This is a genomic window from Pseudorhodobacter wandonensis (assembly GCF_001202035.1).
Lineage (GTDB): Bacteria > Pseudomonadota > Alphaproteobacteria > Rhodobacterales > Rhodobacteraceae > Pseudorhodobacter > Pseudorhodobacter wandonensis.
This window is the reverse complement of the sequence record NZ_LGHT01000044.1, coordinates 318,579-343,673: the sequence shown is the minus strand read 5'-3', so window position 1 is coordinate 343,673 and position 25,095 is coordinate 318,579. Positions and strand designations below refer to the sequence as shown.

General features: G+C 57.5%; 27 protein-coding genes. 14 read left to right on the top strand and 13 right to left on the bottom strand.

The features are described from left to right. Positions 1 to 11: 11 nt before the first annotated feature. Entirely contained in the window at positions 12 to 389 is a 378-nt protein-coding gene (gene flgC / locus AKU79_RS16615) for a flagellar basal body rod protein FlgC (protein ID WP_050524679.1), read from the bottom strand. 3 nt (positions 390 to 392) lie between these two features. After that, on the bottom strand, positions 393 to 749 hold the full coding sequence (locus tag AKU79_RS16610) for a FlgB family protein (RefSeq protein ID WP_331458394.1): 357 nt from the start codon (positions 747 to 749) through the stop codon (positions 393 to 395). Positions 750 to 860: 111 nt separating this feature from the next. Between AKU79_RS16610 and AKU79_RS16605 the strand changes: the two genes are divergently transcribed. Continuing rightward, positions 861 to 2,177, top strand: coding sequence for a FliI/YscN family ATPase (locus tag AKU79_RS16605; protein WP_050524677.1), 1,317 nt, complete (start codon positions 861 to 863; stop codon positions 2,175 to 2,177). A gap of 17 nt (positions 2,178 to 2,194) precedes the next feature. Here AKU79_RS16605 and AKU79_RS16600 read toward each other — a convergent pair whose 3' ends face one another. The 6 genes from AKU79_RS16600 to AKU79_RS16575 form a co-directional block, all read right to left on the bottom strand. After that, the gene (locus AKU79_RS16600) at positions 2,195 to 2,992 is read right to left on the bottom strand and encodes a DUF1217 domain-containing protein (RefSeq protein WP_050524676.1); all 798 of its coding nucleotides are present in this window, start codon (positions 2,990 to 2,992) and stop codon (positions 2,195 to 2,197) included. After that, the gene (flbT, locus tag AKU79_RS16595) at positions 2,989 to 3,393 is read right to left on the bottom strand and encodes a flagellar biosynthesis repressor FlbT (RefSeq protein ID WP_050524675.1); all 405 of its coding nucleotides are present in this window, start codon (positions 3,391 to 3,393) and stop codon (positions 2,989 to 2,991) included. The genes AKU79_RS16600 and flbT overlap by 4 nt, the downstream gene beginning before the upstream one ends. Beyond that, positions 3,390 to 3,770 (bottom strand): flagellar biosynthesis regulator FlaF, encoded by a 381-nt coding sequence (flaF, locus tag AKU79_RS16590; RefSeq protein WP_050524674.1) that lies wholly within the window; start codon positions 3,768 to 3,770, stop codon positions 3,390 to 3,392. Before flaF ends, flbT begins: the two co-directional genes overlap by 4 nt. Positions 3,771 to 3,852: 82 nt before the next feature. Continuing rightward, positions 3,853 to 5,388, bottom strand: a complete 1,536-nt coding sequence (locus AKU79_RS16585) for a flagellin N-terminal helical domain-containing protein (protein WP_050524673.1) — start codon at positions 5,386 to 5,388, stop codon at positions 3,853 to 3,855. A gap of 222 nt (positions 5,389 to 5,610) precedes the next feature. Then, positions 5,611 to 5,949 carry a hypothetical protein gene (locus AKU79_RS16580; protein ID WP_050524672.1) on the bottom strand — a complete coding sequence of 113 codons (339 nt, stop codon included), beginning with the start codon at positions 5,947 to 5,949 and terminating at the stop codon, positions 5,611 to 5,613. Further along, complete coding sequence (locus tag AKU79_RS16575; protein ID WP_082224099.1) at positions 5,942 to 6,238, bottom strand: rod-binding protein; 297 nt, start codon at positions 6,236 to 6,238, stop codon at positions 5,942 to 5,944. Before AKU79_RS16575 ends, AKU79_RS16580 begins: the two co-directional genes overlap by 8 nt. Positions 6,239 to 6,901: 663 nt before the next feature. Between AKU79_RS16575 and AKU79_RS16570 the strand changes: the two genes are divergently transcribed. Genes AKU79_RS16570 through AKU79_RS16560 form a run of 3 tightly spaced genes read left to right on the top strand, consistent with a single transcriptional unit; the run spans position 6,902 to position 9,747 of the window. Then, complete coding sequence (locus tag AKU79_RS16570) at positions 6,902 to 8,164, top strand: flagellar hook-length control protein FliK (protein ID WP_197087383.1); 1,263 nt, start codon at positions 6,902 to 6,904, stop codon at positions 8,162 to 8,164. Between the two features lie 29 nt (positions 8,165 to 8,193). Beyond that, positions 8,194 to 8,847 carry a flagellar hook capping FlgD N-terminal domain-containing protein gene (locus tag AKU79_RS16565; protein ID WP_050524670.1) on the top strand — a complete coding sequence of 218 codons (654 nt, stop codon included), beginning with the start codon at positions 8,194 to 8,196 and terminating at the stop codon, positions 8,845 to 8,847. A 45-nt stretch (positions 8,848 to 8,892) separates the two neighbouring features. Continuing rightward, on the top strand, positions 8,893 to 9,747 hold the full coding sequence (locus AKU79_RS16560) for a phosphotransferase family protein (RefSeq protein WP_050524669.1): 855 nt from the start codon (positions 8,893 to 8,895) through the stop codon (positions 9,745 to 9,747). On the opposite strand, the gene ubiB is transcribed toward AKU79_RS16560, so the two are convergent. Then, positions 9,715 to 11,244, bottom strand: coding sequence for a 2-polyprenylphenol 6-hydroxylase (ubiB, locus tag AKU79_RS16555; RefSeq protein ID WP_050524668.1), 1,530 nt, complete (start codon positions 11,242 to 11,244; stop codon positions 9,715 to 9,717). The two genes, AKU79_RS16560 and ubiB, sit on opposite strands and share 33 nt — an antisense overlap. Then, positions 11,245 to 11,997: a bifunctional demethylmenaquinone methyltransferase/2-methoxy-6-polyprenyl-1,4-benzoquinol methylase UbiE gene (gene ubiE / locus AKU79_RS16550; protein ID WP_050524667.1), complete on the bottom strand. Its 753-nt coding sequence runs from the start codon at positions 11,995 to 11,997 to the stop codon at positions 11,245 to 11,247. 99 nt (positions 11,998 to 12,096) lie between these two features. Here ubiE and mutM point away from each other — a divergent pair, with 99 nt between their 5' ends. From mutM to pcaD, 9 genes are all read left to right on the top strand, one after another. Next, positions 12,097 to 12,948, top strand: a complete 852-nt coding sequence (gene mutM / locus AKU79_RS16545; RefSeq protein ID WP_050524666.1) for a bifunctional DNA-formamidopyrimidine glycosylase/DNA-(apurinic or apyrimidinic site) lyase — start codon at positions 12,097 to 12,099, stop codon at positions 12,946 to 12,948. Positions 12,949 to 13,013: 65 nt separating this feature from the next. Further along, on the top strand, positions 13,014 to 13,790 hold the full coding sequence (locus AKU79_RS16540; protein WP_050524665.1) for an enoyl-CoA hydratase: 777 nt from the start codon (positions 13,014 to 13,016) through the stop codon (positions 13,788 to 13,790). A gap of 185 nt (positions 13,791 to 13,975) precedes the next feature. Next, a complete protein-coding gene (gene rpsT / locus AKU79_RS16535) occupies positions 13,976 to 14,251 on the top strand; it encodes a 30S ribosomal protein S20 (RefSeq protein ID WP_050524664.1) in 276 nt (91 codons plus the stop codon). 532 nt (positions 14,252 to 14,783) lie between these two features. Further along, a complete protein-coding gene (gene dnaA, locus AKU79_RS16525; RefSeq protein ID WP_050524662.1) occupies positions 14,784 to 16,145 on the top strand; it encodes a chromosomal replication initiator protein DnaA in 1,362 nt (453 codons plus the stop codon). 160 nt (positions 16,146 to 16,305) lie between these two features. After that, positions 16,306 to 17,424, top strand: coding sequence for a DNA polymerase III subunit beta (dnaN, locus tag AKU79_RS16520; RefSeq protein ID WP_050524661.1), 1,119 nt, complete (start codon positions 16,306 to 16,308; stop codon positions 17,422 to 17,424). A 118-nt stretch (positions 17,425 to 17,542) separates the two neighbouring features. After that, positions 17,543 to 18,637: a DNA replication/repair protein RecF gene (recF, locus tag AKU79_RS16515; protein WP_050524660.1), complete on the top strand. Its 1,095-nt coding sequence runs from the start codon at positions 17,543 to 17,545 to the stop codon at positions 18,635 to 18,637. After that, on the top strand, positions 18,634 to 19,059 hold the full coding sequence (locus AKU79_RS16510; RefSeq protein WP_050524659.1) for a VOC family protein: 426 nt from the start codon (positions 18,634 to 18,636) through the stop codon (positions 19,057 to 19,059). The genes recF and AKU79_RS16510 overlap by 4 nt, the downstream gene beginning before the upstream one ends. Positions 19,060 to 19,139: 80 nt before the next feature. After that, positions 19,140 to 21,593: a DNA topoisomerase (ATP-hydrolyzing) subunit B gene (gene gyrB / locus AKU79_RS16505; protein WP_050524658.1), complete on the top strand. Its 2,454-nt coding sequence runs from the start codon at positions 19,140 to 19,142 to the stop codon at positions 21,591 to 21,593. 49 nt (positions 21,594 to 21,642) lie between these two features. Continuing rightward, on the top strand, positions 21,643 to 22,428 hold the full coding sequence (gene pcaD, locus AKU79_RS16500; RefSeq protein WP_050524657.1) for a 3-oxoadipate enol-lactonase: 786 nt from the start codon (positions 21,643 to 21,645) through the stop codon (positions 22,426 to 22,428). On the opposite strand, the gene AKU79_RS16495 is transcribed toward pcaD, so the two are convergent. Together AKU79_RS16495 and efp are read right to left on the bottom strand one after the other, a co-directional pair. Then, positions 22,425 to 22,826: an SRPBCC family protein gene (locus tag AKU79_RS16495; RefSeq protein WP_050524656.1), complete on the bottom strand. Its 402-nt coding sequence runs from the start codon at positions 22,824 to 22,826 to the stop codon at positions 22,425 to 22,427. The genes pcaD and AKU79_RS16495 overlap by 4 nt on opposite strands. A 70-nt stretch (positions 22,827 to 22,896) precedes the next feature. Further along, positions 22,897 to 23,463, bottom strand: coding sequence for an elongation factor P (gene efp, locus AKU79_RS16490; protein ID WP_050524865.1), 567 nt, complete (start codon positions 23,461 to 23,463; stop codon positions 22,897 to 22,899). A 103-nt stretch (positions 23,464 to 23,566) separates the two neighbouring features. On the opposite strand from efp, the gene epmA reads away from it, so the two are divergent. Next, positions 23,567 to 24,625: an EF-P lysine aminoacylase EpmA gene (epmA, locus tag AKU79_RS16485; RefSeq protein ID WP_050524655.1), complete on the top strand. Its 1,059-nt coding sequence runs from the start codon at positions 23,567 to 23,569 to the stop codon at positions 24,623 to 24,625. Here epmA and AKU79_RS16480 read toward each other — a convergent pair. Then, positions 24,622 to 25,014 (bottom strand): hypothetical protein, encoded by a 393-nt coding sequence (locus AKU79_RS16480; RefSeq protein ID WP_050524654.1) that lies wholly within the window; start codon positions 25,012 to 25,014, stop codon positions 24,622 to 24,624. The genes epmA and AKU79_RS16480 overlap by 4 nt on opposite strands. Between the last annotated feature and the right edge of the window lie 81 nt (positions 25,015 to 25,095).

Here is a 25,095-nt window from a genome sequence, read left to right as displayed (position 1 = left end):
CTGGATCTCCTTTATCTGCGCAAAATTTCGAACAGGCTCTGCGTCATTTGACGCGCCTGATCAAAGAGTCTGAGGTTCGCCTCATAGCTACGCTGCGCTTCGCGCGCGTCAGCAATTTCGATCACCAGATCGACATTCGAGCCGTCGTAGTGACCGGATTCATCTGCCAGCGGGTGGCCGGGATCATAGATTTGAGTCAACTCGCTGCGGTCAAGTCGCACAGGACCGGGGGTCACGCCGCCATCAACAGCATCCCGAAAGCTGATGGTTTTGCGGTGATATCCGGGGGTATCTACGTTCGCGATATTTTCGGATACATGCTGCAGTCGCTGCGCTTGCGCCTCCATTCCAGAGGCCGCGATAGCGAGGCTTTTGATCAGGTCGGTCATCGCTTACCGCCCCCGCCCAAGTGCCAATTTCACCATGTCAGCCGAGCTGCGGTAAATGGAAAGCGCCATATCATGTTGTTGGCGCACTTCTGCGGCCTTCACCATTTCTGCTTCCAGCGAAACCGAGTTGCCATTGGGTGCATCGCCGCCACGCTGAACAACGGCCTCTAGCGGTGCCGCGCCAGCTGCGCCAAGGTGACCGGCCCGCGTAATACGCAGGTTTTCGTCATATTGATCTGCATATGTCGTCGCAAAATCCGGCAGATCTCGGGCCTTATAGCCAGGGCTGTCAGCATGCGCCACATTCTGTGCGATGGCGCCCATACGCGTTCCTGCGTGGGTCGCCAAAGCTTGCGCCATTCTGATAATTTCCAGTTTTTCGAACATCGGGGCTTCTCCCTCGAGGACAGTTCACTAAGGCTTAACGGTGATTCCTTTAGAAAGAGTAAGCGTGAACAGAAAGGGAACCGAATGTCCGAAATTTTTGATAGCCTGCGCGCCCGTGTTTCGCAGATCCCGTTGACCAAACGTTTTGGTCGTATCGCTGAACTGACCGGCGGAACGCTGCGTGTTTCCGGCCTTTCTCAAGGGCTTAGCCTTGGTGACCGCGTCACGATCCATGGTAAATCCGCGACAATCGGGGGCGAGGTGCTGAGGCTGTCAAAAGACGGGACAACCATTTTGCCCGATGGGTCGAGCGATGGTTTGGCAATCAACGATTCCGTAGAAATGGCCGGTCGCGCAGAAATCTCGCCAGACAACAGCTGGATTGGGCGAATCATCGATCCCTTCGGTCAGCCCATCGATGGCCACCCACTTTTACCCGGGCCAACGGCCAAAGCACTGCGCGCAGCGCCGCCCCCACCCGCCGAAAGGCGCGCCTTGGGTGAGCGGCTCGAAACAGGAACCGCCGTGTTCAACACGCTTCTGCCATTGGTCCGTGGTCAGCGCATTGGCCTCTTTGCAGGCTCCGGTGTGGGCAAGTCATCATTGTTGGGAAAATTTGCACGCGGCGTGGCTGCTGACGTGGTTGTCATCGCCCTTGTTGGCGAACGTGGTCGGGAATTGCGAGAGTTTACCGAACGGGTCTTGGGCCCGCAGGGCATGGCACGCGCCGTGGTCGTAACTGCAACATCTGACCAATCGCCCTTGGTGCGTCGCCGCTGCATGTGGACAGCCATGGCCGTGGCAGAGCACTTTCGCGATCAAGGCCTGCACGTACTCTTGTTGGCTGACAGCATTACGCGATTTGCCGAAGCGCACCGAGAGGTAGCACTTGCCGCGGGTGAGCAGGGGAGCTTGCGTGGCTTCCCTCCCTCCACCTCGCATACCATCATGTCATTAGCCGAACGTGCTGGGCCCGGCGCCGACGGTAGCGGCGATATTACAGCTGTTTTTACCGTGCTCGTCGCCGGTTCTGACATGGATGAACCCGTTGCAGACATTCTGCGTGGTGTGCTTGACGGCCATGTAGTGATGGATCGCGCCATCGCCGAGCGTGGCCGATTTCCTGCGATAAATCTTCTACGTTCCGTATCGCGCAGTTTGCCCGATGCCGCAACCACAGCAGAAAATGCGCTCATAACCGAAGCGCGCCAATTGCTTGGCGCATATGAGCGCGCCGAAATGATGATCCAGGCAGGGCTTTATGCAAGTGGCTCAGACCCACTTGTAGACGCAGCAATCAAGGTATGGGCAGCCCTCGACGGCTTTCTTGCCGAAGATGGTACGGCGGGCATTGGAAATAGCTTTAAGCGTTTAGAAGCCTGCCTTGCGCTGGCAAAATAAAGATTTGCCAACGCGTTTCAGCCCGCATTTTGCAGTAAGGAAAGCGCGATTGAGGCTGGCGAAGTCGACGAAAAGCTGGCCAAAGCTTCTGCCCGCAACAAAAACTTGCGGACGAGGCCCTCGATCTTATCAGGATCGCTGAACTGCGAGACTTCATCGCTTCCAAAGACTTTGTTGGCCTTTTCTTTGAAAGTCGATAACTGCACATCAATATCCAGCGAAGAAAAGCTGCTCGGCAGTCCCAAGGCACCCTCAAAAACGCTGCGCAAAGGCTCACTTCCCATAACTGTATACCACTTGGCATCATTGCTAATGCTTCGCGCCGATAGAGTCGCCAGTTCACGTTCCGCATTCAAGCCAAGGCGCAGATTTTCGTCTTGATCACCCACAGCGGTCTCAAACTGCCGCGTGCGATAGGACTCTAGTGTTTTGTCCGCGAAATCAGAAAGCTTGTTGCGCGGAACCGAGTAATCGCCAAACCCAAAAGCCTTTGAAAACGCAAGGTATTGTTTGTCCGACAGCTTGTTCGCCAGCGAGGCACTGTCTATTGCCCCCTCCTCCAGAACCTTCTTGATAAAGAACCGGTTGTCGATGTCGTCATCCAAACCATAGGCACCAAGCGCCACCGACAGAAGCCGCCGGTCCGAAACCAACTCTTCAGCACTATTGATTGACCCGATATTGGCGCGGAAATAATCCTCATCCCGCACCAATTCTGCTGATTTCTTAAAGGCTTCTTGCTGGGCAGGCATTGTCCTTTTCAGGAATGCCCACCCGGAATAGCCACTAAACGGCACGATCGGAGTAAAACTCATGACGGGCAAGCGGCGAACAAACGCTCTTCACGCGGCAACAAACTACGCAGTGCCTTTAGGGCTTGATAATGGTTGTTCTCCAAAACACTCGCCGTCGCTTGGTTTAACTGCAAACGACTATCATGGTCAGTAAGAATCTGGCTCAATTGCTCGATTCCGCGCAGTAGCTGTAGCCTCGCCTGTTCTGGCACTGCATCGCCCGAAAGCACCAATTGCGCGATATAGCAAACCCTCCGCACCGGCGTGGTCACCTCTTCGGGGTGAATCGCATCGCGCAACCTCAGAATATTCGCATTTGGTGTCATGATCGCCAGCTTTGACCGGCGATCTCCATTTTCAATCACCGCACCGTTAATAAGCACCCGCTCATGTGGCCCCAGCTTAAGGACAAGCCCTGTCATACGCTTGCCCCGCCACCGCGAAGCCCGCGCATAACAGCCGTATTGATTTCCACCAAAACCTCTGCGCTTGCCGTTCCGTCCAACACCTTGCGGCTATGTTCTGTTGTAAATTCATAAAGATAGAACAACTGCGCCCGAAGCGCCGATGGAAGTTCATTCCCAATATCGGCAACGTCAACGGCCAATGTGCGCCACATTTTCCCATTGTCATAAAGCGCTGTGACAAGGGCCGAATGGTTCTGTTTGCGCTGCGCCCATGCGGCCGACAAGGCGCGAGTCATGCGCACAAATAATTCGTATTCAACGGCCCTTGCATTTCGGGCAGGGGCATCGGGGCGCGCATAGGCATCACGCGCAAGGGTATTCATCATATTCATAGCGGGTATCCTTCCGGGAATTGGGGGAAATCAGCGAAGCGGTCGGGGTACAAAATTCTCTGTGCCCCGACCGGAACTGCTATTACCGGAACAGTGATAGGATCGACTGTGGCGACTGGTTAGCAATCGACAAAGCCTGAACACCCAGCTGCTGCTGCACCTGCAAAGCCTGCAGGCGGGCCGATGTTTCCTCCATATCAGCGTCAACCATCGAACCAATTCCCGACTTCAAAGAATCCGAAAGATTGCTGATGAAGTCAGACTGAATATCAATCCGGTTTTGTGCCGAACCGAAAGAAGCTGCCGCGTCAATCGAGGTGCTGATCATGGTTTCGATGTTTGAAAGAGCCGCCTTTGCGCCATCTTCCGTTGTCACATCAATCGCATCCAGACCGAACAACCCCCCCGATGCCTCGCCGCCAGAGGTTACAGTAAGGCTCAGCGCACGACCGCCCGTTGCATCATCGACCGCCAATGACCATGCACCTGTTGTCGAGTTCTGCTGAACTTTCGTAGTAAGCCCGGTAACCGCTTCGGAATCGATGGCCGTTTTCAGGCCGCGCGCCACATCCTCCATGGTTTCGCCCTTGCCGGACGTATACGAATACGTTTTGCCAGCAATGCCAACCGTAAAGCTGTTACCATTGACCGGAACAGCCGTAGCGGAAAAGTCGATGGTTTCTGCGCGCTGCTCGACCTTGCTATTGGTCGTGGCGTTATAGGCAAAACCGTTCCTGTTGGTGTTTGTCAGCTGGGTGCCGCCGGTTGTCACGTCCATGCCTTCAAATGCATTGGCATTGAAAATCGTAAGCGTGCCGGTTGCCGCCGAAGCGGTAATGCCTTCCAGCCCCAATGCGTTGATCTGGCCTGCAAAGTTGTCTGCCATCGCCGTGTTCGTGACGATGCCATCAGTCGTATAGTTGATCGACGTGCCGTTGACGTTCAGCGAATAGTTGTTGCCGGTTGCTGTCGCGGCCGCAACGGTAATGACCGCAGATTTGCCTGCTGCTGCTGTGGTCGTTCCCGTAATTGCCGGTGTCGGCGAGGCTGCGGGGGCGGCAATCGAGCCATAGTTAATAGTGGCCGCTGCGGTCGTGCCAACTTTACCCGCGCTGGTCGTAAGATCCATCCGGTTTACACTGATTTGCGACGCGGCAACGCTACCATCGCCCGAACGGTCCAAGGACGACAGAATCGTGACATCATCTGTACCGCTGACCATATTCAAACCGTTGAATTGGGCAGCCCCCGTTACCGATTTGATCTGCGCCGACAATGCAGTAATATCAGCCTGAATCTTTTCACGGTCAACGTTACCTTCTTGTGCTGCAACGATTTTCCCCTTGATCTCGGTCAAAAGATCGGTCGTTGTTTCAGCGGCCTGGCGTGCAACAGAGATCGTGGAAGACCCCAGCGACAAGCTATCGGAAATACCCGAGAACCCCTTTACGTCGCTTTCCATCACTTTCGAAATCGCCCAAACGGCAGCGTTATCCTTGGCGCTGGAAACAGATTGGCCAGTCGAGATCTCATTCTGGATCTGGCTCATATTCTTGTTGATGCCTTTCAGTGTCTGCAAGGCTACCATTGCGCTATTGTTAGTAAGAATCGAAGACATGTTTGGTCCCTTCTAAGGGCCGGCGCTTTACGCTCGGCAATAAAAGCCATCGTCAAATGGCGAGAGGGGCATTTTGCCATTGCCGCAGGAATTTATCCCTAAGGCGCCACCCCGTTTGGGATGCAAGACCATTGATCACTGGAAACTGCTAACGGAGTCCTAAACTTTCAATTCTTGTTCGAAAACAATGGGTTGAATTTTACCTAAGCTTTCTAAAAACCTTCACAAACGGGCTTTGATTGCACCGGAAGGGCCGCCAATCCTTTGTTTTTTGCCTGCATTGTCATAGGTTTGCACGCCAGAGCGGGCCGACACAATCTCGGCCAAACGGCGGCGCGCTGCCCGCACGCCACGCCCGGCGGCCTCAAGCGCAAGCGCATTTTTCCGCGCCATGTCGCGCAAAGCCTCAATCCTTTCGCCTTCCGTTTCGCCGCCCAGATCCGCCAACGCGGCCTCTGTTTGCTTGGCCAACTCGCCAATCGCGGCCAATTCGCCACGCTTTAGCGCTTGTGCTGTATCACCGACCAACTTCTCCAACCGCTGCAATGCGCCCTTACCCATTTGCAGCCCCCCCTTTGGCCGCGCCATCCGACATCGCGCGAAACAACACTTCGGTCAGGCCAATGCCGCCAGCCGCGACCATTGCTTTTGCCTGCTCCTGTCGCAGAAAAGACGAGAACTGCTCCTCACCAATCCCTCCGCCAAAGCTTTCCATCGGCGCGCCAAGGCCTGCATAGCCCAGCATTTCCGTCAAAAAGGCTGTTTCCAGTTCGGCCGCTTTTTCACGCAGCGGATTCGGTTGCGATGTCAAAGCAGCCCGCGTTACGGGCAAATGCAAAGGTAGGGTCATCATCGTCTCCTAAATAAAACGTATTTTCTGCATTCTAGGCGATCGCGGTAAACAACCAGTAACCAGTTGCGTGGATTGTAGGGAAATAGAAAAAAGGAGGCGGCAAAAGCCGATGACCCTATGACCCAGACAGAGCTTTCCATCCTTGCGGCGGCAAAACCGCCCCTTTCCGGGTCAGCCAAAACCGGTGGTCTTGTTGAAGGTGACGGCGCTTTTTTGGCCTATCTAGGGCAGAAAGGCAGGCCTGCGCAGCCCGATAACGCGTGGCCCGCCAGTCAAGCGGCGAACCGCCCGGCACCGATGGCAACAGCCCCCCCAGATGACATGATCTCCCTTTCTACCTTGCCGCAGCAGCAGGACCAAATTGACCCGCACGCACCCATTTCAACTGCCACAAGACCGCTAATTGATGATCCGAATCGCGTTGCGCAGGAACTGGAAGCCGACACATTGACCGCAAATGAAATCACAACCCCTGCTCCTTCCCTGCTCGGCATGCCACTGCCAGCACTCGGGTCAACGGCCCCCACGGAAAATGAAGTCGTAACGACTCAGCAACCCTCGTCAGCAAACGCCTGGCAACGCACTCCCCTCTCTGATGTCAGTGGTACGAATGCCGCCCCTTTGGACGCTCTGGATTTGCCAAACACGCCCGACGTGGTTGTGAATTCTTCACCCAAAACCAGCCCGACTCAGGTGCCGCCCGCCCATAATGCCGGGCCTGCCGAAACAAGTTCACTGACCGCGCCCTTGGCCGATTTACACATGTTCAAAACCTCGGGTCAGGGCGCAGAAACCACTGCGCAAACCGGGGCAAAACAAACCCTGAATCTGCCAAACAACAGCGCCCAGGACATAACAAGCGATTTGGCAAACCTATCCTCCACCGGCCACACAAGCACAGTTGGCGCAAAACCCAATGGGGCAGGCGCAGCGCCTGATCCAGCCAAATTGGCGCAAACCGCTGCAATTCAAGGCCTAAAACTGCCACCTGAATCTGGCCTTTCCCTATCAGGCAGCGGGCAAATCGCCGCCACTCCCCGCGGCGAGGTGACTTTGCTTGCATCGCAACCAGTTCAGCAACCACTGGTAGAGCCGCCATTGCGGGCCCCACAAACGGCAAACTCTGATAGCAACCAGTTCCCTTCACTGCACCCGCAGCTCGCCTCCCCCCAAGTCACGCCCCCCTTGCCCGGCGTGGCCTCGACCTCTGCAATCGCTTTGATGCAGGGCCAGACCTCGCAGGTTCCGACACTCTCGCGGCCTTCATCCCAACCGCCCGAGGCTTTTCAGACAGCGCCGCCTAGCGCACAGGCCCAAACCATATCGAACAGCCCCGAGGCTGCATTGCGCAGCATGCTCTCTGCCGCCGAAACCAGCGTGCGCACGGCGAACACATCTGTTGATGATGCCACCGAACTGGCGTCGAACCCCGACAGAAAGTCTTTATACGCCGGTGTCTTTGCCCCAACTGGTTTCTCGGCACCCCCAGCCCACGCGGCCACGCAACCATCGGCTGCTCAACCCGCCGCGGTGCCTGTTGCGGCTATTGCCGAGCAAATAAAAACCCACTCGGCGGCGGGAAAACCCACGACAATTGAGCTCACGCTTACCCCCGAAGACCTTGGGAAAATCCGGCTGGTGATGGTTCCTGACGGAGACAAAATCCGCATCGTCATTCACGCTGACCGTCCCGAAACGATGGATCTGATTCGGCGCAGCACCGATTCCTTTTCGGCAGATTTGCGCCAGGCAGGTTACAGCAATGCCTCCTTCAGCTTTGGCAGCTCGAATGGCCGACAGCCCGACCAACAGGCCCAAGGCCCCACCTACGAGTCGCCCGCAGACACAGCACCCGTTTCACCTGCCATCACAAAACCACAAGCGAATCGGCCCAGTCACGGCGGCCTTGACCTTCGGGTCTAGGCGCCCACCGCAAGTTAGAAAGAATTACCATGGAAATCACTTCAGCCACAGCACAGGCCACAGCCGTTACTCAACCCAGTTCAAGCGCCTCAATTTCTTCCGATTTTGATACATTTCTAAAAATGTTGACCACACAGCTGCAAAATCAGGATCCACTGAACCCCGTTGATTCTGCCGATTATGCGGTTCAGCTCGCCACCTTTTCCAGTGTCGAACAGCAAACCCTTACCAACCAGAAACTGGACACACTGGCCGGGCTGATGGGCGTTCAGGGCATGACCCAACTCGCGCCGTGGGTCGGACAAGAGGCCCGCAGCACAGCACCCGTCTATATGGATGGCACACCGGTAACCTTGTCTCCCAACCCAAAAACCGGCGCCGATAGCGCGATTCTGGTGGTAAAAGACCAAAGCGGCACAACCGTTGCCCGCGAAACCGTCCCCGTTCAATCCGCGACCTATTCTTGGACGGGCCACGACATCACAGGGGCGAACCTGCCCAACGGCACCTATAGCCTTAGCTTGGAAAGCTATAGCGATGGCGTGCAAATCGCCAATGAGGCCATAGAAAACTATGCCCGGATTCAAGAGGTGCAATCCGGAACAACAGGGCCGCGCCTGATTCTAAAGGGCGGGGTCTCACTGGCGGCCGATCAAATCACCGCCCTGCGCAATGCCAGTTAGTGCCCCCTTGCTCCGCCCCATCCGGACAGGGTAACTTGACGCAACATGAACCTGCACAGCCCCCTCGCCCAGATCTCGGGCTCTGATTTGCGCGACGCTGTCATTCAGGCAGTGCCATCGCTGGATATACCTTGGCAAAAGCTGGCAGGCGGGCGCGTCAATCTTTTGTGGCGCGCTAATGATCTGGTCATCAAGCAATACCAACCCTGCAGCGCAAGCCCGCTTTTCCCCAATGATCCGCAGGCCGAGGCCAATGCGCTGACCTATTTGCAGCCCTTCGGCGCGGCCCCAAAACTGGTAGCGCAGGGACAGGCTTGGTTGGTCTATCAATATTGCCAAGGCGCCGCATGGCACCGAGGCCCCGATCAGGCCGCCAAGGCCTTGGCACAGCTGCATAAAATTCCTGCTCCGCAACAGATGTTTCGCAATGCACCAAACGGCAGCGCCCAGCTTTTGGCGCAGGCCAAAATGATGGCCGCACTCTGCGCATCCCCTTTGCCGCCTCCGCCGCAAGACCCGGGCCTCGCGCCTGGCCCTACCTGCCTTATTCACGGCGACGCGGTTCCCGGAAACTTTATCCAGCATCAGGGCCGGATAACCTTGATTGACTGGCAATGCCCCGCGATCGGCGATCCGGCCGAGGATATTGCGACTTTTCTGTCGCCCGCGATGCAGTGGCTCTATCGTGGCGCCCCCCTAACCGCACAAGAGATAAAGGATTTTCGTAGGGCCCTGCCCGCCCAAACCCTTGCACGCTATGACCAGCTTGCCGCGATATACCACTGGCGCATGGCCGCCCATTGCCTTTGGAAATCCGAGCGTAACGCGCCGGACTATCAGCATGCCCTGCAACTAGAACTGGCCGCTTTACAAGGCTTGGCCCAGCAAAACACCCGCTAAGGCGAGCCCCGCGCCCAACACCATCCAAACCGCCGGATGCATGCCACGGCTTTCTGGCACAGGCTCTTCCGGCTGCGATTGGCGCACCAGCTGCGCCTCGACCAGACGCGGCAGCTTTGGCCCGAACCGCGCCAGCACCATCGCCGTCTTTTGCAAATCGCGCAGCAAGGCCTTTGGCCCCACATTGTCCTTGATATAGCCTTCGACGATTGGCTGCGCGTCATGCCAGATGTTGGTCTGCGGGTTCAAACTGCGCGCAACCCCTTCGACTACAACCATCGTGCGTTGCAACAAAATCAGCTCGGTGCGGGTTTCCATACCAAATCGCTCGGTCACCTCGAACAGATAGGCCAACAACCGCGCCATCGAAATCCGCGTGGCATCCATCCCGAAAATAGGCTCGCCCACCACCCGCAAGGCACGGGCAAATTCATCAATATCGCGGTCGGCGGGCACATAGCCTGCCTCAAAATGCACCTCGGCCACGCGGCGATAATCACGGCGGATGAAACCGTATAAAATCTCGGCATAGACGCGGCGGGTATATTCATCCAGCCGCCCCATAATCCCGAAATCATAGGCAATAATATCGCCATTTGCCGCAACCTTCAGGTTTCCCTGATGCATATCGGCATGAAAATACCCGTCGCGCAGCGCATGTTGCAAAAACAGTTGCAGCACACGCGACGCCAATATCTTGCGGTCATGCCCCGCCGCATCAATCGCGGCATTGTCTGCCAGATTGACGCCCTCGGCCCAATCCATCATCAGAACCGTCCGCCCCGACAGGTTCCAAATCGGCCTTGGCACCTGAAAGCCTGCGTCCTTGGCGGTATTGGCCACAAATTCACCCGCCGCAGCCGATTCCAGCCGCAAATCCAGCTCGCCATGCACAACGCCGTCAAAATGTGCCACCACATCTTTGGGCCGCAAACGCCGCGACGCAGGCGACAAAAACTCGATCACCCCCGCAGCAAAGTAAAACGCGTCAATATCTTTGCGAAATGCCCGCTCAATCCCCGGCCGCAATACCTTTACCGCAACCTCTTGGCCCGTCTCGGTCAGGGTCGCACGATGCACCTGCGCGATCGATGCCGCCGCAACAGGGTCGGAAAACGCCGAAAAAATCTGGTCCACAGGCTCGGCCAGTTCTGCCGCAACCATTTCTTTCGCCACCGAAACCGGAAAGGGCGGCAACTTGTCTTGCAGATATTTCAGCTGAAGCGCCAAGTCATCGCCCACCACATCGGGCCGCGTGCTAAGGATTTGCCCGAACTTGATATAGGCCGGCCCCAGCGCGGTAAGCGCCCGCGTGGCAGGTGGCAAAGCGGGGTCGCCTTTTAACCCCAGCCACTTGAACGGCCAACCCAAAACCCGCGCAACAAAGCGCAAACGCGGCGGCGCCTCAAACGCCTCAAGCACCACACCAATCGCACCGGTGCGTTCAAAGGTGGCCAGCGTGCGCACCAGGCGGATAATATTGTGGGGCCCCCGCACTTACAGCTTCCATCCCGAATGCAGTGCCGCGACACCCATTGTCAGATTGCGGTATTTCACTTGGTCAAAACCGGCCTCGCGGATCATCGCAGCAAAGCTCTCCTGATCTGGAAATTTCCTAATACTTTCAACAAGATACTGATAGCTATCCCGATCATTCGCAATCACCTGCCCCATCACAGGAATCACGTTGAACGAATACAGGTCATAGGCCTTTTGCATCGCAGGGTTGGGCAACTGGCTGAATTCCAGCACCATCAACCGCCCGCCGGGGCGCAGCACGCGGTACGCCTCGCGCAGCGCATCACCAATCCGCGTCACGTTCCGAATGCCAAAGGAAATCGTGTAAACGTCAAAGCTGTTCGACGCAAACGGCAGCGCCATCGCATCGCCAACCACCCAGTTCAGGTCCTGCGCCATGCTTTCGGCCTCGGCCCTCTGGCGCCCTTCGACCAACATGCTTTCGGTCATATCGCACACGACAGCCTTTGCACCCGGCGCGCGTTTCAAAAACCGGAACGACACATCACCCGTGCCCCCCGCCACATCCAGCAGCTTTTGCCCCGGCCGCGGCGCAAGCCAATCCATCATCGCATCTTTCCAGATCCGGTGAATGCCAAACGACATCGCGTCATTCATCACATCGTATTTGCTGGCCACTTTCGTGAACACGCCATGCACCATTCCGGCCTTGGCGCCTTCATCTACGGTTTGAAAACCGAAATGCGTTGTTTTGTCATTGCGATCGGTCATGGCCTGCTCTTTGCACCCTTGCGATTGGTCTCTCAGCCCTCTTTATAGGGTGAAGGCACGGCGCTGCAATGCGCCCATCTGTCCGAAAGGCCGCGCAACATGCCCGAACTGCCCGAAGTTGAAACCGTCCGCCGCGGGTTGGCGCCTGTGATGACAGGCCAAACCATCACCGATGCTGCCGTAAACCGCCCGGATTTGCGCTGGCCTTTTCCAACGCGCATGGCCGAACGATTGACGGGCGCGCAGGTCACAGGTCTGCGGCGGCGCAGCAAATACATCCTCGCCGATCTTTCAACAGGGGAATCACTGCTGATTCACCTTGGCATGTCGGGTCGCATTCTGATTTCGGGCGTGATGCAGGGCGATTTTCATCACGATCACCCTGCGTCGGCCAAGCATGACCATGTTGTCCTGACCATGGGCAATGGCGCGCGGATCACCTTTAACGATGCCCGCCGCTTTGGTGCGATGGATCTGCTGGAAACCGCGCTTGGCGATGCCCACCCCTTGCTGGCCAAAATCGGGCCAGAGCCGTTTGGCAATACGTTCAATGAAACCTACCTGACCCGCGCCCTTGGCGGCCGAAAAACCCCGATCAAAACCGCGCTGCTGGATCAGCATGTCGTCGCCGGTTTGGGAAATATCTATGTGTGCGAGGCACTTTACCGTGCAGGCCTGCACCCTGCCCGCCCCGCCAACGCTTTGCCTGCCACGGCCGTCGCGGGCCTCGTTCCCATTATCCGCGACGTGTTGGCCGAGGCGATAGAGGCCGGCGGATCTTCCTTGCGCGACTACCGTCAAGCCGATGGCGAGCTGGGCTATTTCCAGCACCGCTTTCGCACCTATGGCCGTGAAAATGAACCCTGCACAACCCCCGGCTGCACCGCCACCATCGAACGCATCGTACAATCGGGCCGCTCGTCCTTCTTCTGCCCAAAATGCCAGAGATGACTTGAACCTGCCCCCAGCCCTGTTAGAGAGTCGCGTCCAGGGACAAAGCCAAAAGGACGCGCTAGATGGCCTATGAAACACTGATCGTCGAGATCGAGGATTACATCGCCCAAATCCGCCTTAACCGGCCCGACGCACTGAACGCACTGAACGCGAAAATGCTGACCGAGTTGGCAGCCGTTCTGCAAGCCGCCGATGCCAATGAAAAGGTGCGCTGCATCATCATCACGGGTTCCGAAAAGGCCTTTGCCGCCGGCGCCGACATCAAGGAAATGGCCGAGCAAAGCTTTGTCGATGCCTATACTGCCAATCTTTTCGGCGGCATCAGCGACACCATGCAAGAGATTCGCAAGCCCATCATCGCCGCTGTGTCCGGTTATGCGCTTGGCGGCGGGTGCGAGCTGGCAATGGCCTGCGACTTCATCATTGCCGCTGACACGGCCAAATTCGGCCAGCCCGAAATTAACCTTGGCGTGATCGCCGGATTCGGTGGCAGCCAACGCCTGACCCGTTTTGTCGGCAAGTCGAAATCGATGGATATGCACCTGACCGGCCGCAATATGGATGCCGCCGAGGCCGAACGTTGCGGCCTTGTTTCGCGCGTCGTTCCTGCCAAGTCCTTGATGGAAGAGGCAAAGAAAGCCGCCACCAAGATCGCCGAAAAGTCGCAGATCACCGCAATGGCCGCCAAAGAGGCGGTGAACCGCAGCTACGAATCCACACTGCGCGAAGGCCTGCTGTTCGAACGCCGCCTGTTCCATTCGCTTTTCGCGACCGAGGACCAAAAAGAAGGCATGGCCGCTTTCCTTGAAAAGCGCACCCCGCAATTTCGCGACCGCTAAGGCGCATCAGGGCCAAGTTATCGCGTTTTACCCTTTCCAAACGCGGTATATTGGCCTATACGCCGCGTTGAAATGCGCGTGGGCCCGCTTAAGGCAAGAATCATTTTCGCTGATATGGGCGGAAGTCTTGGGTCTATTGTGCATACCGAAACATAAACGATCCAGACGAATAGGAATTCTGTCCCATGGCTAACACATCCCAGTCCAAAAAACGCGCGCGTCAGGCCGAGGCCCGTTATGACGTAAACAAAGCACGTCGTTCGCGCATCCGCACTTTCCTGCGCAAAGTCGAAGAAGCCATCGCTTCGGGTGACCAAGCTGTTGCAGCAGAAGCCCTGCGCGCTGCACAGCCAGAACTGGCACGTGGCGTTACCAAAGGCGTTCTGCACAAAAACACCGTTGCTCGCAAAATCTCGCGCTTGTCATCGCGCGTCAAAGGTCTGGCAACCCCTGCGGCCTAAGCCAACCGGGAAAGCGACAGCTTCAAAACGTCGCAAAAACCCAATAAAACTTACTAAAAGGGCGCATGTTTCATGCGCCTTTTTTGTTTGCCCGCACCCAAAACATGCCAACACTCTGCGCCGAAAAAAGCGGGCCGTTGCCAAATTACCCACCCCCCTAGATTCGATTCAATCAAATCCCTGTCAACAGCGAAGATCGGTTGCCCTGCCTGCAGACGCGTTGGTAACTTGTCCATGCGATTCACTTCGTCCTGGGGGACAATACGTGGCCGCGTTCTACATGGGTCTGGCAACTTTGCCCCGCTTGCGCGGTGCCTAATCTATTGCGAACCGGTTCGCCTGATACTGGCAGTTGCACACCTGCAGCTCACCAAAATTGGGTAACTGCCGATACAGGCTTTCTGTACCGGTCGTGCGTTTTATGTTCTACGGCCTGCGATGCCTTTGGCGTCCATGCTCCATGACAGATTGTGTCGCTTAAAGATCCTTTCCGGCAACAGGAAAGGGTGGGGAAGATGAACTAGGTAGTGGCATGACGAACGACGGCTGGGTAGAAATTCGGGAAGATCTGCGTAAGCGGGTAGGCAAAGACAATTATGTTACATGGATCGAACCGCTTAAACTTTCCGGCCTAAAGAATGGCGTTGCCAGCTTTGCGGTTCCAACCACATTCTTTGGCGATTGGGTCAAACGCAATTTCGCCGAGCATATTCTGAACCACATGAACCGCGCCGGCACAGAAGTAGAGCGCGTTGAATTCGCCCCTGTGCGCAAGGCGCCATCCAAGCCAGCAAAGCCAACCGATTCGACCTCCGCTGCCCCTCGCAGCAAAACACCGGCCGAGGACAAAGAGGTCCCCGGTGCGCCGCTTGACAGCCGCTTTACCTTTGACAGCTTTGTCGTTGGCAAACCGAATGAACTGGCCCATGCCGCCGCACGGCGCATGGCCGAAGGCGGGCCTGTCACCTTTAACCCGCTGTTCCTGTACGGCGGCGTCGGCCTTGGCAAAACCCACCTCATGCATGCCATTGCCCACGAACTCCAAGCCCGCCAGCCGGGTCTGCGCGTGCTCTATCTATCGGCCGAACAATTCATGTATCGATTCGTTCAGGCCCTGCGCGAACGTCAGGTCATGGATTTCAAGGAACTGTTCCGCTCGGTTGATGTGTTGATGGTCGATGACGTGCAATTCATCGCCGGCAAAGACAGCACCCAAGAAGAGTTCTTCCACACCTTCAACGCGCTGGTCGATCAAAACAAACAAATCGTCATATCCGCCGATTGCGCCCCCGGCGAAATCAAAGGGCTTGAGGAACGGATCAAATCGCGCCTGCAATGCGGCCTTGTCGTCGATCTGCACCCGACCGATTATGAGCTCCGCCTTGGCATCCTTCAGCAAAAGGCCGAATTCTATCATACCCAGTACCGCGATCTGAAAATCGCGCCGGGCGTGCTGGAATTTCTGGCCCATCGCATTTCCACCAATGTCCGCGTGCTGGAAGGCGCCCTGACCCGCCTTTTCGCCTTTGCCAGCCTTGTTGGCCGCGAAATCACGCTCGATCTGACCCAGGATTGCCTTGCAGACATTCTGCGCGCCTCGGACCGCAAGGTTACGATCGAGGAAATCCAGCGCAAGGTGGCCGAGCATTACAACATCCGCCTGTCCGATATGATTGGGCCAAAGCGCGTGCGCACCATCGCGCGCCCCCGTCAAATCGCCATGTATCTGGCCAAGCAACTGACCAGCCGCAGCCTGCCCGATATTGGCCGCCGCTTTGGCGGGCGCGATCACACAACCATCATGCATGGCGTGCGCAAAATCGAAGAGTTGATGACGGCCGACAGCCAGTTGTCGGACGATTTGCAAATGCTCAAGCGCTTGCTGCAAGGCTAAATCGGCGGCAAATCCACACTATCGCATCGATTTGCGGCTTGAACCAAGGTTATCGGCAGCTTATCCCTTGTGGAACGGCAAAAACCCGCTAACTTTGGCCTCCCTGCGGCAGAAACCGCAGAGAGACGCGCCAGCATCAAGACGGGCAAAGGGACGAAACATGAAGATCAGCATCGAACGCGGCACGCTTTTGAAAGCCGTCAGCCAAGCCCAATCCGTGGTAGAGCGGCGCAACACAATTCCAATCCTCGCCAACGTCTTGATCGAGGCCGAAGGCGACAAGGTTTCCTTCCGCGCCACCGACCTTGATATCGAAGTGGTCGACAGTGCCCCCGCTGTGGTTGAACGCCCCGGCGCCACCACCGTTTCCGCCGTTATGCTGCATGAAATCGTGCGCAAACTGCCCGATGGCGCGCTGGTGAACCTGTCCGAAGACGCGGCCTCGGGCCGGTTGACGGTAACTGCGGGCCGCTCAAACTTTAACCTTGCGACCCTGCCGAAAGAAGATTTCCCGGTCATGGCCAGCTCGGAATATTCCAGCAATTTCTCGGCCCCTGCCCCGCAGCTGCGCCGCCTGTTTGACAAGGCGAAATTCGCCATTTCGACCGAGGAAACCCGCTATTACCTGAACGGCGTGTATATGCATGTCTCAACCGGCGAAGACGGCCCGGTTTTGCGCTGCGTTGCCACCGATGGCCACCGCCTTGCCCGCATCGATGCGCCTTTGCCCGAAGGCGCAAACGGGATGCCCGGCGTGATTGTGCCGCGCAAAACCGTGAACGAGCTGCGCAAATTGCTGGACGATGATGACGCCGTGATTGCGGTGTCGGTTTCTGAAACCAAAGTGCGTTTCGCGACCCCAGCCATTTCGCTGACCTCGAAAGTGATCGACGGCACCTTCCCCGATTACACCCGCGTTATTCCTGTGGGCAATACCAAACGGCTGGAAGTCGACGCCTCGGAATTCGCCAAGGCCGTAGACCGCGTGGCCACGGTTTCCTCCGAACGCTCACGCGCCGTGAAGCTGTCGCTGGATGAGGATCGCTTGGTGCTTTCTGTCAACGCCCCCGATTCGGGCGCGGCCGAAGAAGAACTTGCCGTAGCTTACGGCGATGAGCGTCTGGAAATTGGTTTCAACGCCAAATACCTGCTGGAAATCGCCAGTCAGGTTGACCGCGAAAATGCGGTGTTCTTGTTCAACTCTTCGGGCGATCCGACTTTGATGCGCGAAGGTAATGACACCAGCGCTATCTATGTCGTGATGCCGATGCGCGTTTAACGCGCGCAAGGCCCAAACCAAGCGCCGGGGGTTTCACACCCCCGGACCCAAACCAAACGCCGGGGGTTTCACACCCCCGGACCCCCGTGGGATATTTTCACCGAAAAGAAAGACGGGAATGGCAGGTTTTGCGATCACCGATCTGGGTCTGTCGCATTTTCGCAGCCACCGCATGGCGCGGCTGTCATTTGATGGGCGGCCCGTTGCGTTGATCGGGCCGAATGGGGCGGGCAAAACCAATATTCTTGAGGCTGTGTCGTTGTTGTCGCCGGGGCGAGGATTGCGGCGGGCCGGCGCGGATGATCTTTCGCGCAAACCCGAAAGCCTCGGCTGGAAAATTATGGCCGGTTTAACCGGCCCTAGCGCGGCGCATGAGGTGGAAACCGGTGCCGAGGCGGGGCAAACCCGGCAGGTTCGTATCGATGGCAAGCTTGCCACGCAAGTCAGTCTTGCCCGCATTACCCGCATTCTGTGGCTTGTGCCTGCGATGGACCGGCTGTGGATTGAAGCCGCCGAAGGCCGCCGCCGGTTTCTGGACCGGATGACCCTAAGCTTTACCCCGGACCATGCCGAGGCCGTACTGGGCTATGAAAAGGCCATGCGTGACCGCAACCGCTTATTGAGAGATCAGGTTCACGACGCCCATTGGTACCGCGCGCTTGAGGCGAGAATGGTTGAAACCGCCGCCCAGATCGATGCCAACCGCCAAGACACACTCGCGCGGCTTTGTGCTGCCCAGCAGGGTTGCGACACCAGCTTTCCCACCACCGCTCTGGCCATCACCAACCCCGAGGTGACCGAAGATTTCGCGCAGGCCCTGGCCGAGAACCGCCGCCGCGATATGGCTGCCGGTCGTACTTTGACCGGCCCGCACCGCGCCGATTTGCAGGGCGTCTTTGCCGACAAGGGCATACCGGCCGATCAATGCTCGACCGGCGAGCAAAAGGCCTTGTTGATCAGCCTTATCCTTGCCAACGCACGCGCTTTGGCTGCCGATATTGGGGCTGCCCCGATCTTGCTGCTGGATGAGGTAGCCGCCCATCTGGACACCCAGCGCCGCGCCGCGCTTTATGATGAAATCTGCGCTATGGGCGCACAAGCCATCATGACCGGTACCGAGGCCGCGCTGTTTGACAGTTTGGGCCCCCGTGCCCAAAGCTTTATGGTGACCGAAACCGACAACCAATCCTACACCGAGGAGACCCGGTTATGACCCTGCAGCGTGTGACTTTGATTACCCTGGGCGTGGCCGATCTTGCGGCCTCTCGTGCGTTTTATGCGCGGCTTGGCTGGCAAGAACATGGCGAAAGCCAGGAAGGTGTGGCTTTCTTTCAAATGCATGGCGCGGTTTTGGGCCTGTTTCCATTGACCGAACTGGCCAAGGACCAAGGCCGCCCCGATGCACCCCTTGGCACTGGCGCGATGACTTTGGCGCAGAACTTCGCCACCGAGGCCGAGGTTGACGCCGCTTTTGCCGCTGCCGTGGCGGCCGGTGGCGCCGCGCTGAAAGCCCCCGAAAAGGTGTTTTGGGGCGGTTATTCCGGCTATTGGGCCGACCCCGATGGCCACGTGTGGGAGCTGGCGATGAACCCGTTTTGGCCATTGCACGCCGATGGCAGCCTAACCCTGCCATAAACCGCTAAATCTTGTGTCTGGGGCGTGACAATCCTTACCAAAAAGCCTATAAATTGGGCCAGAATTCAAGGAAAGACCGCATGACCAATGACGCGAAAAAGCCGGCCGAGTATGGCGCCGATTCTATCAAAGTTCTCAAAGGCTTAGAGGCTGTTCGCAAACGCCCCGGCATGTATATCGGTGATACCGATGACGGCTCGGGCCTGCACCATATGGTTTATGAGGTGGTCGACAACGGGATTGATGAGGCGCTGGCCGGCCACGCCACTGCTGTTACGGTGAAAATCCACGCCGACAGCTCGGTTTCGGTGCGCGATAACGGGCGCGGCATTCCGGTCGATATGCACAAGGAAGAGGGTGTTTCCGCGGCCGAGGTCATCATGACCCAGTTGCACGCCGGCGGCAAATTCAACAACACCGATGATGATGGCAACGCCTATAAGGTCTCGGGCGGTTTGCACGGCGTTGGTGTTTCGGTTGTTAACGCCCTGTCCGATTGGCTGGAACTGCGCGTCTGGCGCAATGACAAGGAATATTTCGCCCGCTTTGAAAACGGCGATTGCGTCGAACACGTGCGCGAGGTTGGCCCCGCCCCCGGCGAGCGCGGGACCGAAGTGCGCTTTATGGCCTCGGCCAAAACCAACCGCCCCGATGGCACGTTTTCCAACCTCGACTACAGCTTTAAAACGCTGGAAAACCGCCTGCGCGAGTTGGCCTTCCTGAACTCGGGCGCGCGCATCATTGTGATCGATGAGCGCCCCGCCGAAACGCTGCATACAGAGCTGTTTTATGAAGGCGGCGTGCGTGAATATGTAAAATACCTCGACCGCTCGAAAACCTCGATCATGCCTGACCCGATTTATATCATCGGCGAAAAATCGGGCATCGTGGTGGAAATCGCGATGTGGTGGAATGACAGCTACCATGAAAACGTGCTGCCCTTTACCAACAACATCCCACAGCGCGACGGTGGCACCCACCTTGCCGGCCTGCGCGGTGCGCTGACCCGCACCATCAACAACTACGCCCAATCGACCGGTATCGCCAAAAAGGAAAAGGTTGATTTCACGGGCGATGACGCGCGTGAGGGGCTGACCTGCGTGCTGTCGGTCAAAGTGCCCGACCCGAAATTTTCCAGCCAGACCAAGGATAAGCTGGTCAGTTCCGAGGTCCGCGCCGCCGTTGAAGGTTTGGTCAACGAAAAACTGGCCGAGTGGTTTGAAGAAAACCCCGCCAATGCGAAAATCATCGTTGGCAAGATCATCGAGGCCGCTTTGGCCCGCGAAGCCGCCCGCAAGGCCCGCGATCTGACCCGCCGCAAATCGCCTTTGGATATTTCCAACCTGCCCGGCAAACTGGCCGATTGTCAGGAAAAAGACGCCTCCAAGGCCGAACTGTTCCTCGTCGAGGGTGACTCGGCTGGTGGTTCCGCCAAACAAGGCCGCAGCCGCCAGAACCAAGCCGTTCTGCCGTTGAAAGGTAAAATCCTGAACGTTGAACGCGCGCGGTTTGACCGGATGCTCGGCTCTCAGGAAATCGGCACGCTGATCACCGCAATGGGCACCGGCATTGGCCGCGATGAATTTAACCTCGCCAAGCTGCGCTACCACAAAATCGTCATCATGACCGACGCAGACGTTGATGGCGCGCATATTCGCACCCTGTTGCTCACCTTCTTCTTCCGGCAAATGCCGCAGTTGATCGAGGCGGGGCATCTCTACATCGCGCAGCCGCCGCTGTACAAAGTGGCGCGTGGCAAGTCCGAGGTTTACCTGAAAGATCAGGCGTCCCTGGACGACTATCTGATCGAACAAGGCATCGATGGCGCCGTTCTGCGCATGTCCTCGGGCGAGGAAATTGCGGGGTCAGATCTTGTCCGCGTCATTGAGGGCGCACGTCAGTTCCGCCGGATTCTGGATGCCTTTCCAACGCATTACCCGCGCAACATCCTTGAACAAGCCGCCCTTGCCGGCGCGTTTGATGCAGGTCAGGCCGATGCCGACCTTCAGGCCGTAGCCGACAAAGTCGCCCAACGTCTTGACGCTGTGGCCACAGAATACGAACGCGGTTGGACCGGCCGCATCACCCAAGATCACGGCATCCGCCTTGCCCGCGTACTGCGCGGGGTCGAAGAAATCCGCACCCTTGATGGCGCAGTTCTGCGCTCGGGCGAGGCGCGGCGCCTTAGTCAGGTGTCCGCCCCGCACCGCGAAGTCTATGCCGGCAACGAAGGGCATCTGGTGCGCAAAGACCGCAACACCACCATCAACGGCCCGATTGACCTGCTAAAGGCCATTCTGGCCGAGGGTGAAAAAGGCCTGTCGCTGCAACGCTACAAGGGTTTGGGCGAAATGAACCCCGAACAGCTATGGGAAACCACGCTCGACCCCGAGGCCCGCACCCTGCTGCAGGTAAAAGTCGATGACTTGGCCGATGCCGATGACATCTTTACCAAGCTGATGGGCGATGTGGTGGAGCCGCGCCGCGAATTCATCCAGCAAAACGCCCTTAGCGTCGAACATCTGGATTTCTAAACCTGAACGGGGCCGCAGTATTCTGCGGCCCTCGCTATAGGAGGCGACCATGCAGGTACTCACCCGCCCTTGGGGCCAAATGCATACCCGTATCGACGGGCCAGCCAATGGCCCGACCGTGGTGTTTTCCAACTCGCTCGGCACAGATTACCGCCTGTGGGATGATGTCTTGCCGCTGCTGCCTGCGGGCATTCGCACCCTGCGCTATGACAAACCGGGCCACGGACTGTCTGACTTTGCCGATGGTTACAGCCTCGACGACCTTGCCGATGATGCCGCCGCTTTCATCACCGCGCATAGCCAAACGCCGGTTCTGTTCATTGGCCTTTCGGTCGGCGGGTTGATCGGCCAAGCCGTCGCGGCCCGCCACCCCAACCTGATAAACGGCCTTGTCCTGTCCAATACCGCTGCCAAGATCGGCAATGACCAGATGTGGCAAACCCGCATCGACACGATCACCCAGCACGGCATGGCGGCTATCACCGACAGCACAATGCAACGCTGGTTCGCGCCAAGTTTCCAACAAAATCCGCAGCTTGCCCAATGGCGCAACATGCTCGAACGCACACCCGCGCGTGGATACATCGCCACCAGCAAAGCGATTTCCCGCGCTGATTACACCGCCAGCGCGCCGCAAATATCGGTGCCAACCCTGATGATCGCAGGCGAACATGACGGTGCCACACCCCCCGAATTGGTGCAGGCCACGGCAAACCTGATCCCCAATGCACAATACATTGAAATCAAAGGCGCGGGCCACCTGCCCTGCGCCGAACGGCCTGCCGATTACGCGGCCATTCTGACGCCCTTTATCCGGCGCTGCTTGGGCCTCTAACCTTCAACATGCCGCTTAAAGCGGTCTAAAATCGCCTGCCAACCGGCTTTTTGCATCTCAAGCGGATGCGTGTCTTCGGCGTCGAACTCTTCGGTCACGCGCACACCACCCGCGACTGGCACAAATTCCACCCGCAAGGCACGGCCACCAAAAACCGCCTCAATCAGCTTGGGCGCCTCAATCCGCGTGTATTCACCCGCGAAATCAAACCCCATGCTGCCATCCTTCGCCTCCATCCGCGATGTAAACTGCCCGCCCACCCGCAGATCAACCGCCGCCGCCGTGGTGTGCCAATCATCCGAAGCCGCGTTCCATTGCATAATATCCGCAGGCGTCGTCCAACATTCCCAAACCCGATTAATCGGCGCATTGACAGTCGTTTCCACCAGAATCTTCATACCGCACCCCCCAGAAAAACAAAAAGCCCCGCCAAAATACGCGGGGCCTTCTAAAACGCTAGCAGAAAACTTAGTCCTTGGCGCGTTCTACATAGGAATTGTCTTCGGTGTTAATCACGATCCGCGTGCCAACCCCGATATGCGGCGGCACCATCACGCGCACTTTCTCATCGCACAGCGCAGGCTTGTACGAAGAAGACGCCGTCTGTCCCTTTACCACTGGCTCGGTCTCCGTCACCTCTACCACCAGCTTTTGCGGCAATTCGATCGCGATGCAGACGCCGTTAAAGGTTTTCAAAAACACTTCCAGCCCGTCTTTCAAAAACACAGCCGTATCACCGATCACATCCTCGCCCACGGCAATCTGGTCATAGCTTTCCGGCTCCATAAAGTGGAAACCCTCGCCGTCCGCATAGAGGAAATTATACTTGCGCTCGTCCACATGCGCGCGCTCAACCTGTTCTGTCGTGCGCCAACGCTCGGTCACCTTCACACCGTCCGAAATGCCACGCATGTTCACCGAAGTGGTCGGCGTGCCTTTGCCGGGGTGGAAGTTTTCAGCGGTCAAAACAACATACAGCTTGTCGTTCATTTCAACGACATTGCCCTTGCGCAGCGAGGAAGCGATGACTTTCACACGAATTTCCTTGTACTTAAGTCGCCCGTCACCTAATGCGCGGGCCGTTGGCGCTAGGCAATAGCCTATCTTGGCCGAAATCTCCAGATGAAAGGCGCAAAACATGGCAATTCCTGCAAACTGGTGGCACCCCGCCGCACATGAGGGCCGCCGCCCCGCCCTGCTGGCCCGCAATCGCATTCAGTCTGCGCTACGCAGCTGGCTGGCCGAACAGGATTTCATCGAGGTAGACCCAAGCGCCCTCGCCATCAGCCCGGGAAACGAGGCGCATCTCCATGCGTTTCAAACCACCGCCATCGGTAATGACGGCACGCCGCAGCAGATGTATCTGCATACCTCGCCCGAATTTGCGATGAAAAAGCTGCTGGCAGCGGGTGAAAAACGCATCCACGCCTTTGCCCATGTCTGGCGCAACCGCGAACGCGGCGCCTTGCATTCCCCCGAATTTACGATGCTCGAATGGTACCGCGTGGGTCAGGATTACAGTGTGTTGATGGATGATTGCGCCACCTTCCTGCAACTGGCCACCCGCGCCGCAGGCAGCACGAAACTGCGCTATAAATCGCATGAATGCGACCCGAACTTGCCCTATCAGCGCCTCTCGGTCGCTGATGCCTTTGCCGAACACGCAGGCATCGACTTGCTGTCCACCATCCACCCCGATGGCACCACCGATGCGCCTGCTTTGGCCGCCCAGATGACCGCACAAAACCTGCGCCACGCCCCCGATGATACCTGGTCCGACATGCTATCGCGCATCCTGTCCGAGCGTGTCGAACCCCATCTCGGCCATGGCCGCATTACTATGCTTGATCGCTATCCGGTGCCCGAGGCCGCGCTTGCCCGCCCCACCCCCGATGACCCACGCTGCGCCGAGCGGTTTGAGGTTTATGCCTGCGGGGTCGAGCTCGCCAACGGTTTTGGCGAGCTGACCAACCCCACCGAACAGCGCAAACGTTTCACGGCGGAAATGGACGAAAAACAGCGCGTCTACGGCCACCGCTACCCGCTGGACGAAGATTTCCTGACCGCCCTGCCGCATATGCCCGATGCCTCGGGTATCGCGATGGGCTTTGACAGGCTTGTCATGCTGGCAACCGCCGCGCCCAGTATCGACCACGTGATCTGGGCGCCTGTCCCACAGGCTGTTACCAACCCTTAACGTAACACTCTTCGCCCTTGTGACAGCGCAAAGGCGATGCCCAACCAAAAACCTGACCGAAGCACCATTGCGCCAACTGTCCGCCATTCAAACGCAGTGCCAAACAGCACCAAAGCACCGAAAACCACAAATACGGTCAGGGTCGCAATGCCAATCACCCATGCCAACGGCACGGCCCAAGGTTTATGCAAAAACACCCCAACCGCCGCCAGAATATAGAAAAAACCCGCGCAAAAATTGAACCACAACACAATCGGAACAGCATTTCCGACGGCTGCTGCGGCCTGCTCGCCGCCAAACAGCGCCATGCCGCCCGAATAAACCGTCGCCAAACCAAACAATGCGGCAACTACCGCAATAACACTTACCCAGACAGGGTTCTTGCCCATCGGCATCTCCTTTTTGAATAAATGACGTCTGCGTCACTGACCCATTCTAAAGGCAGCGCCAGAAATGTCCTTGATTTCCGT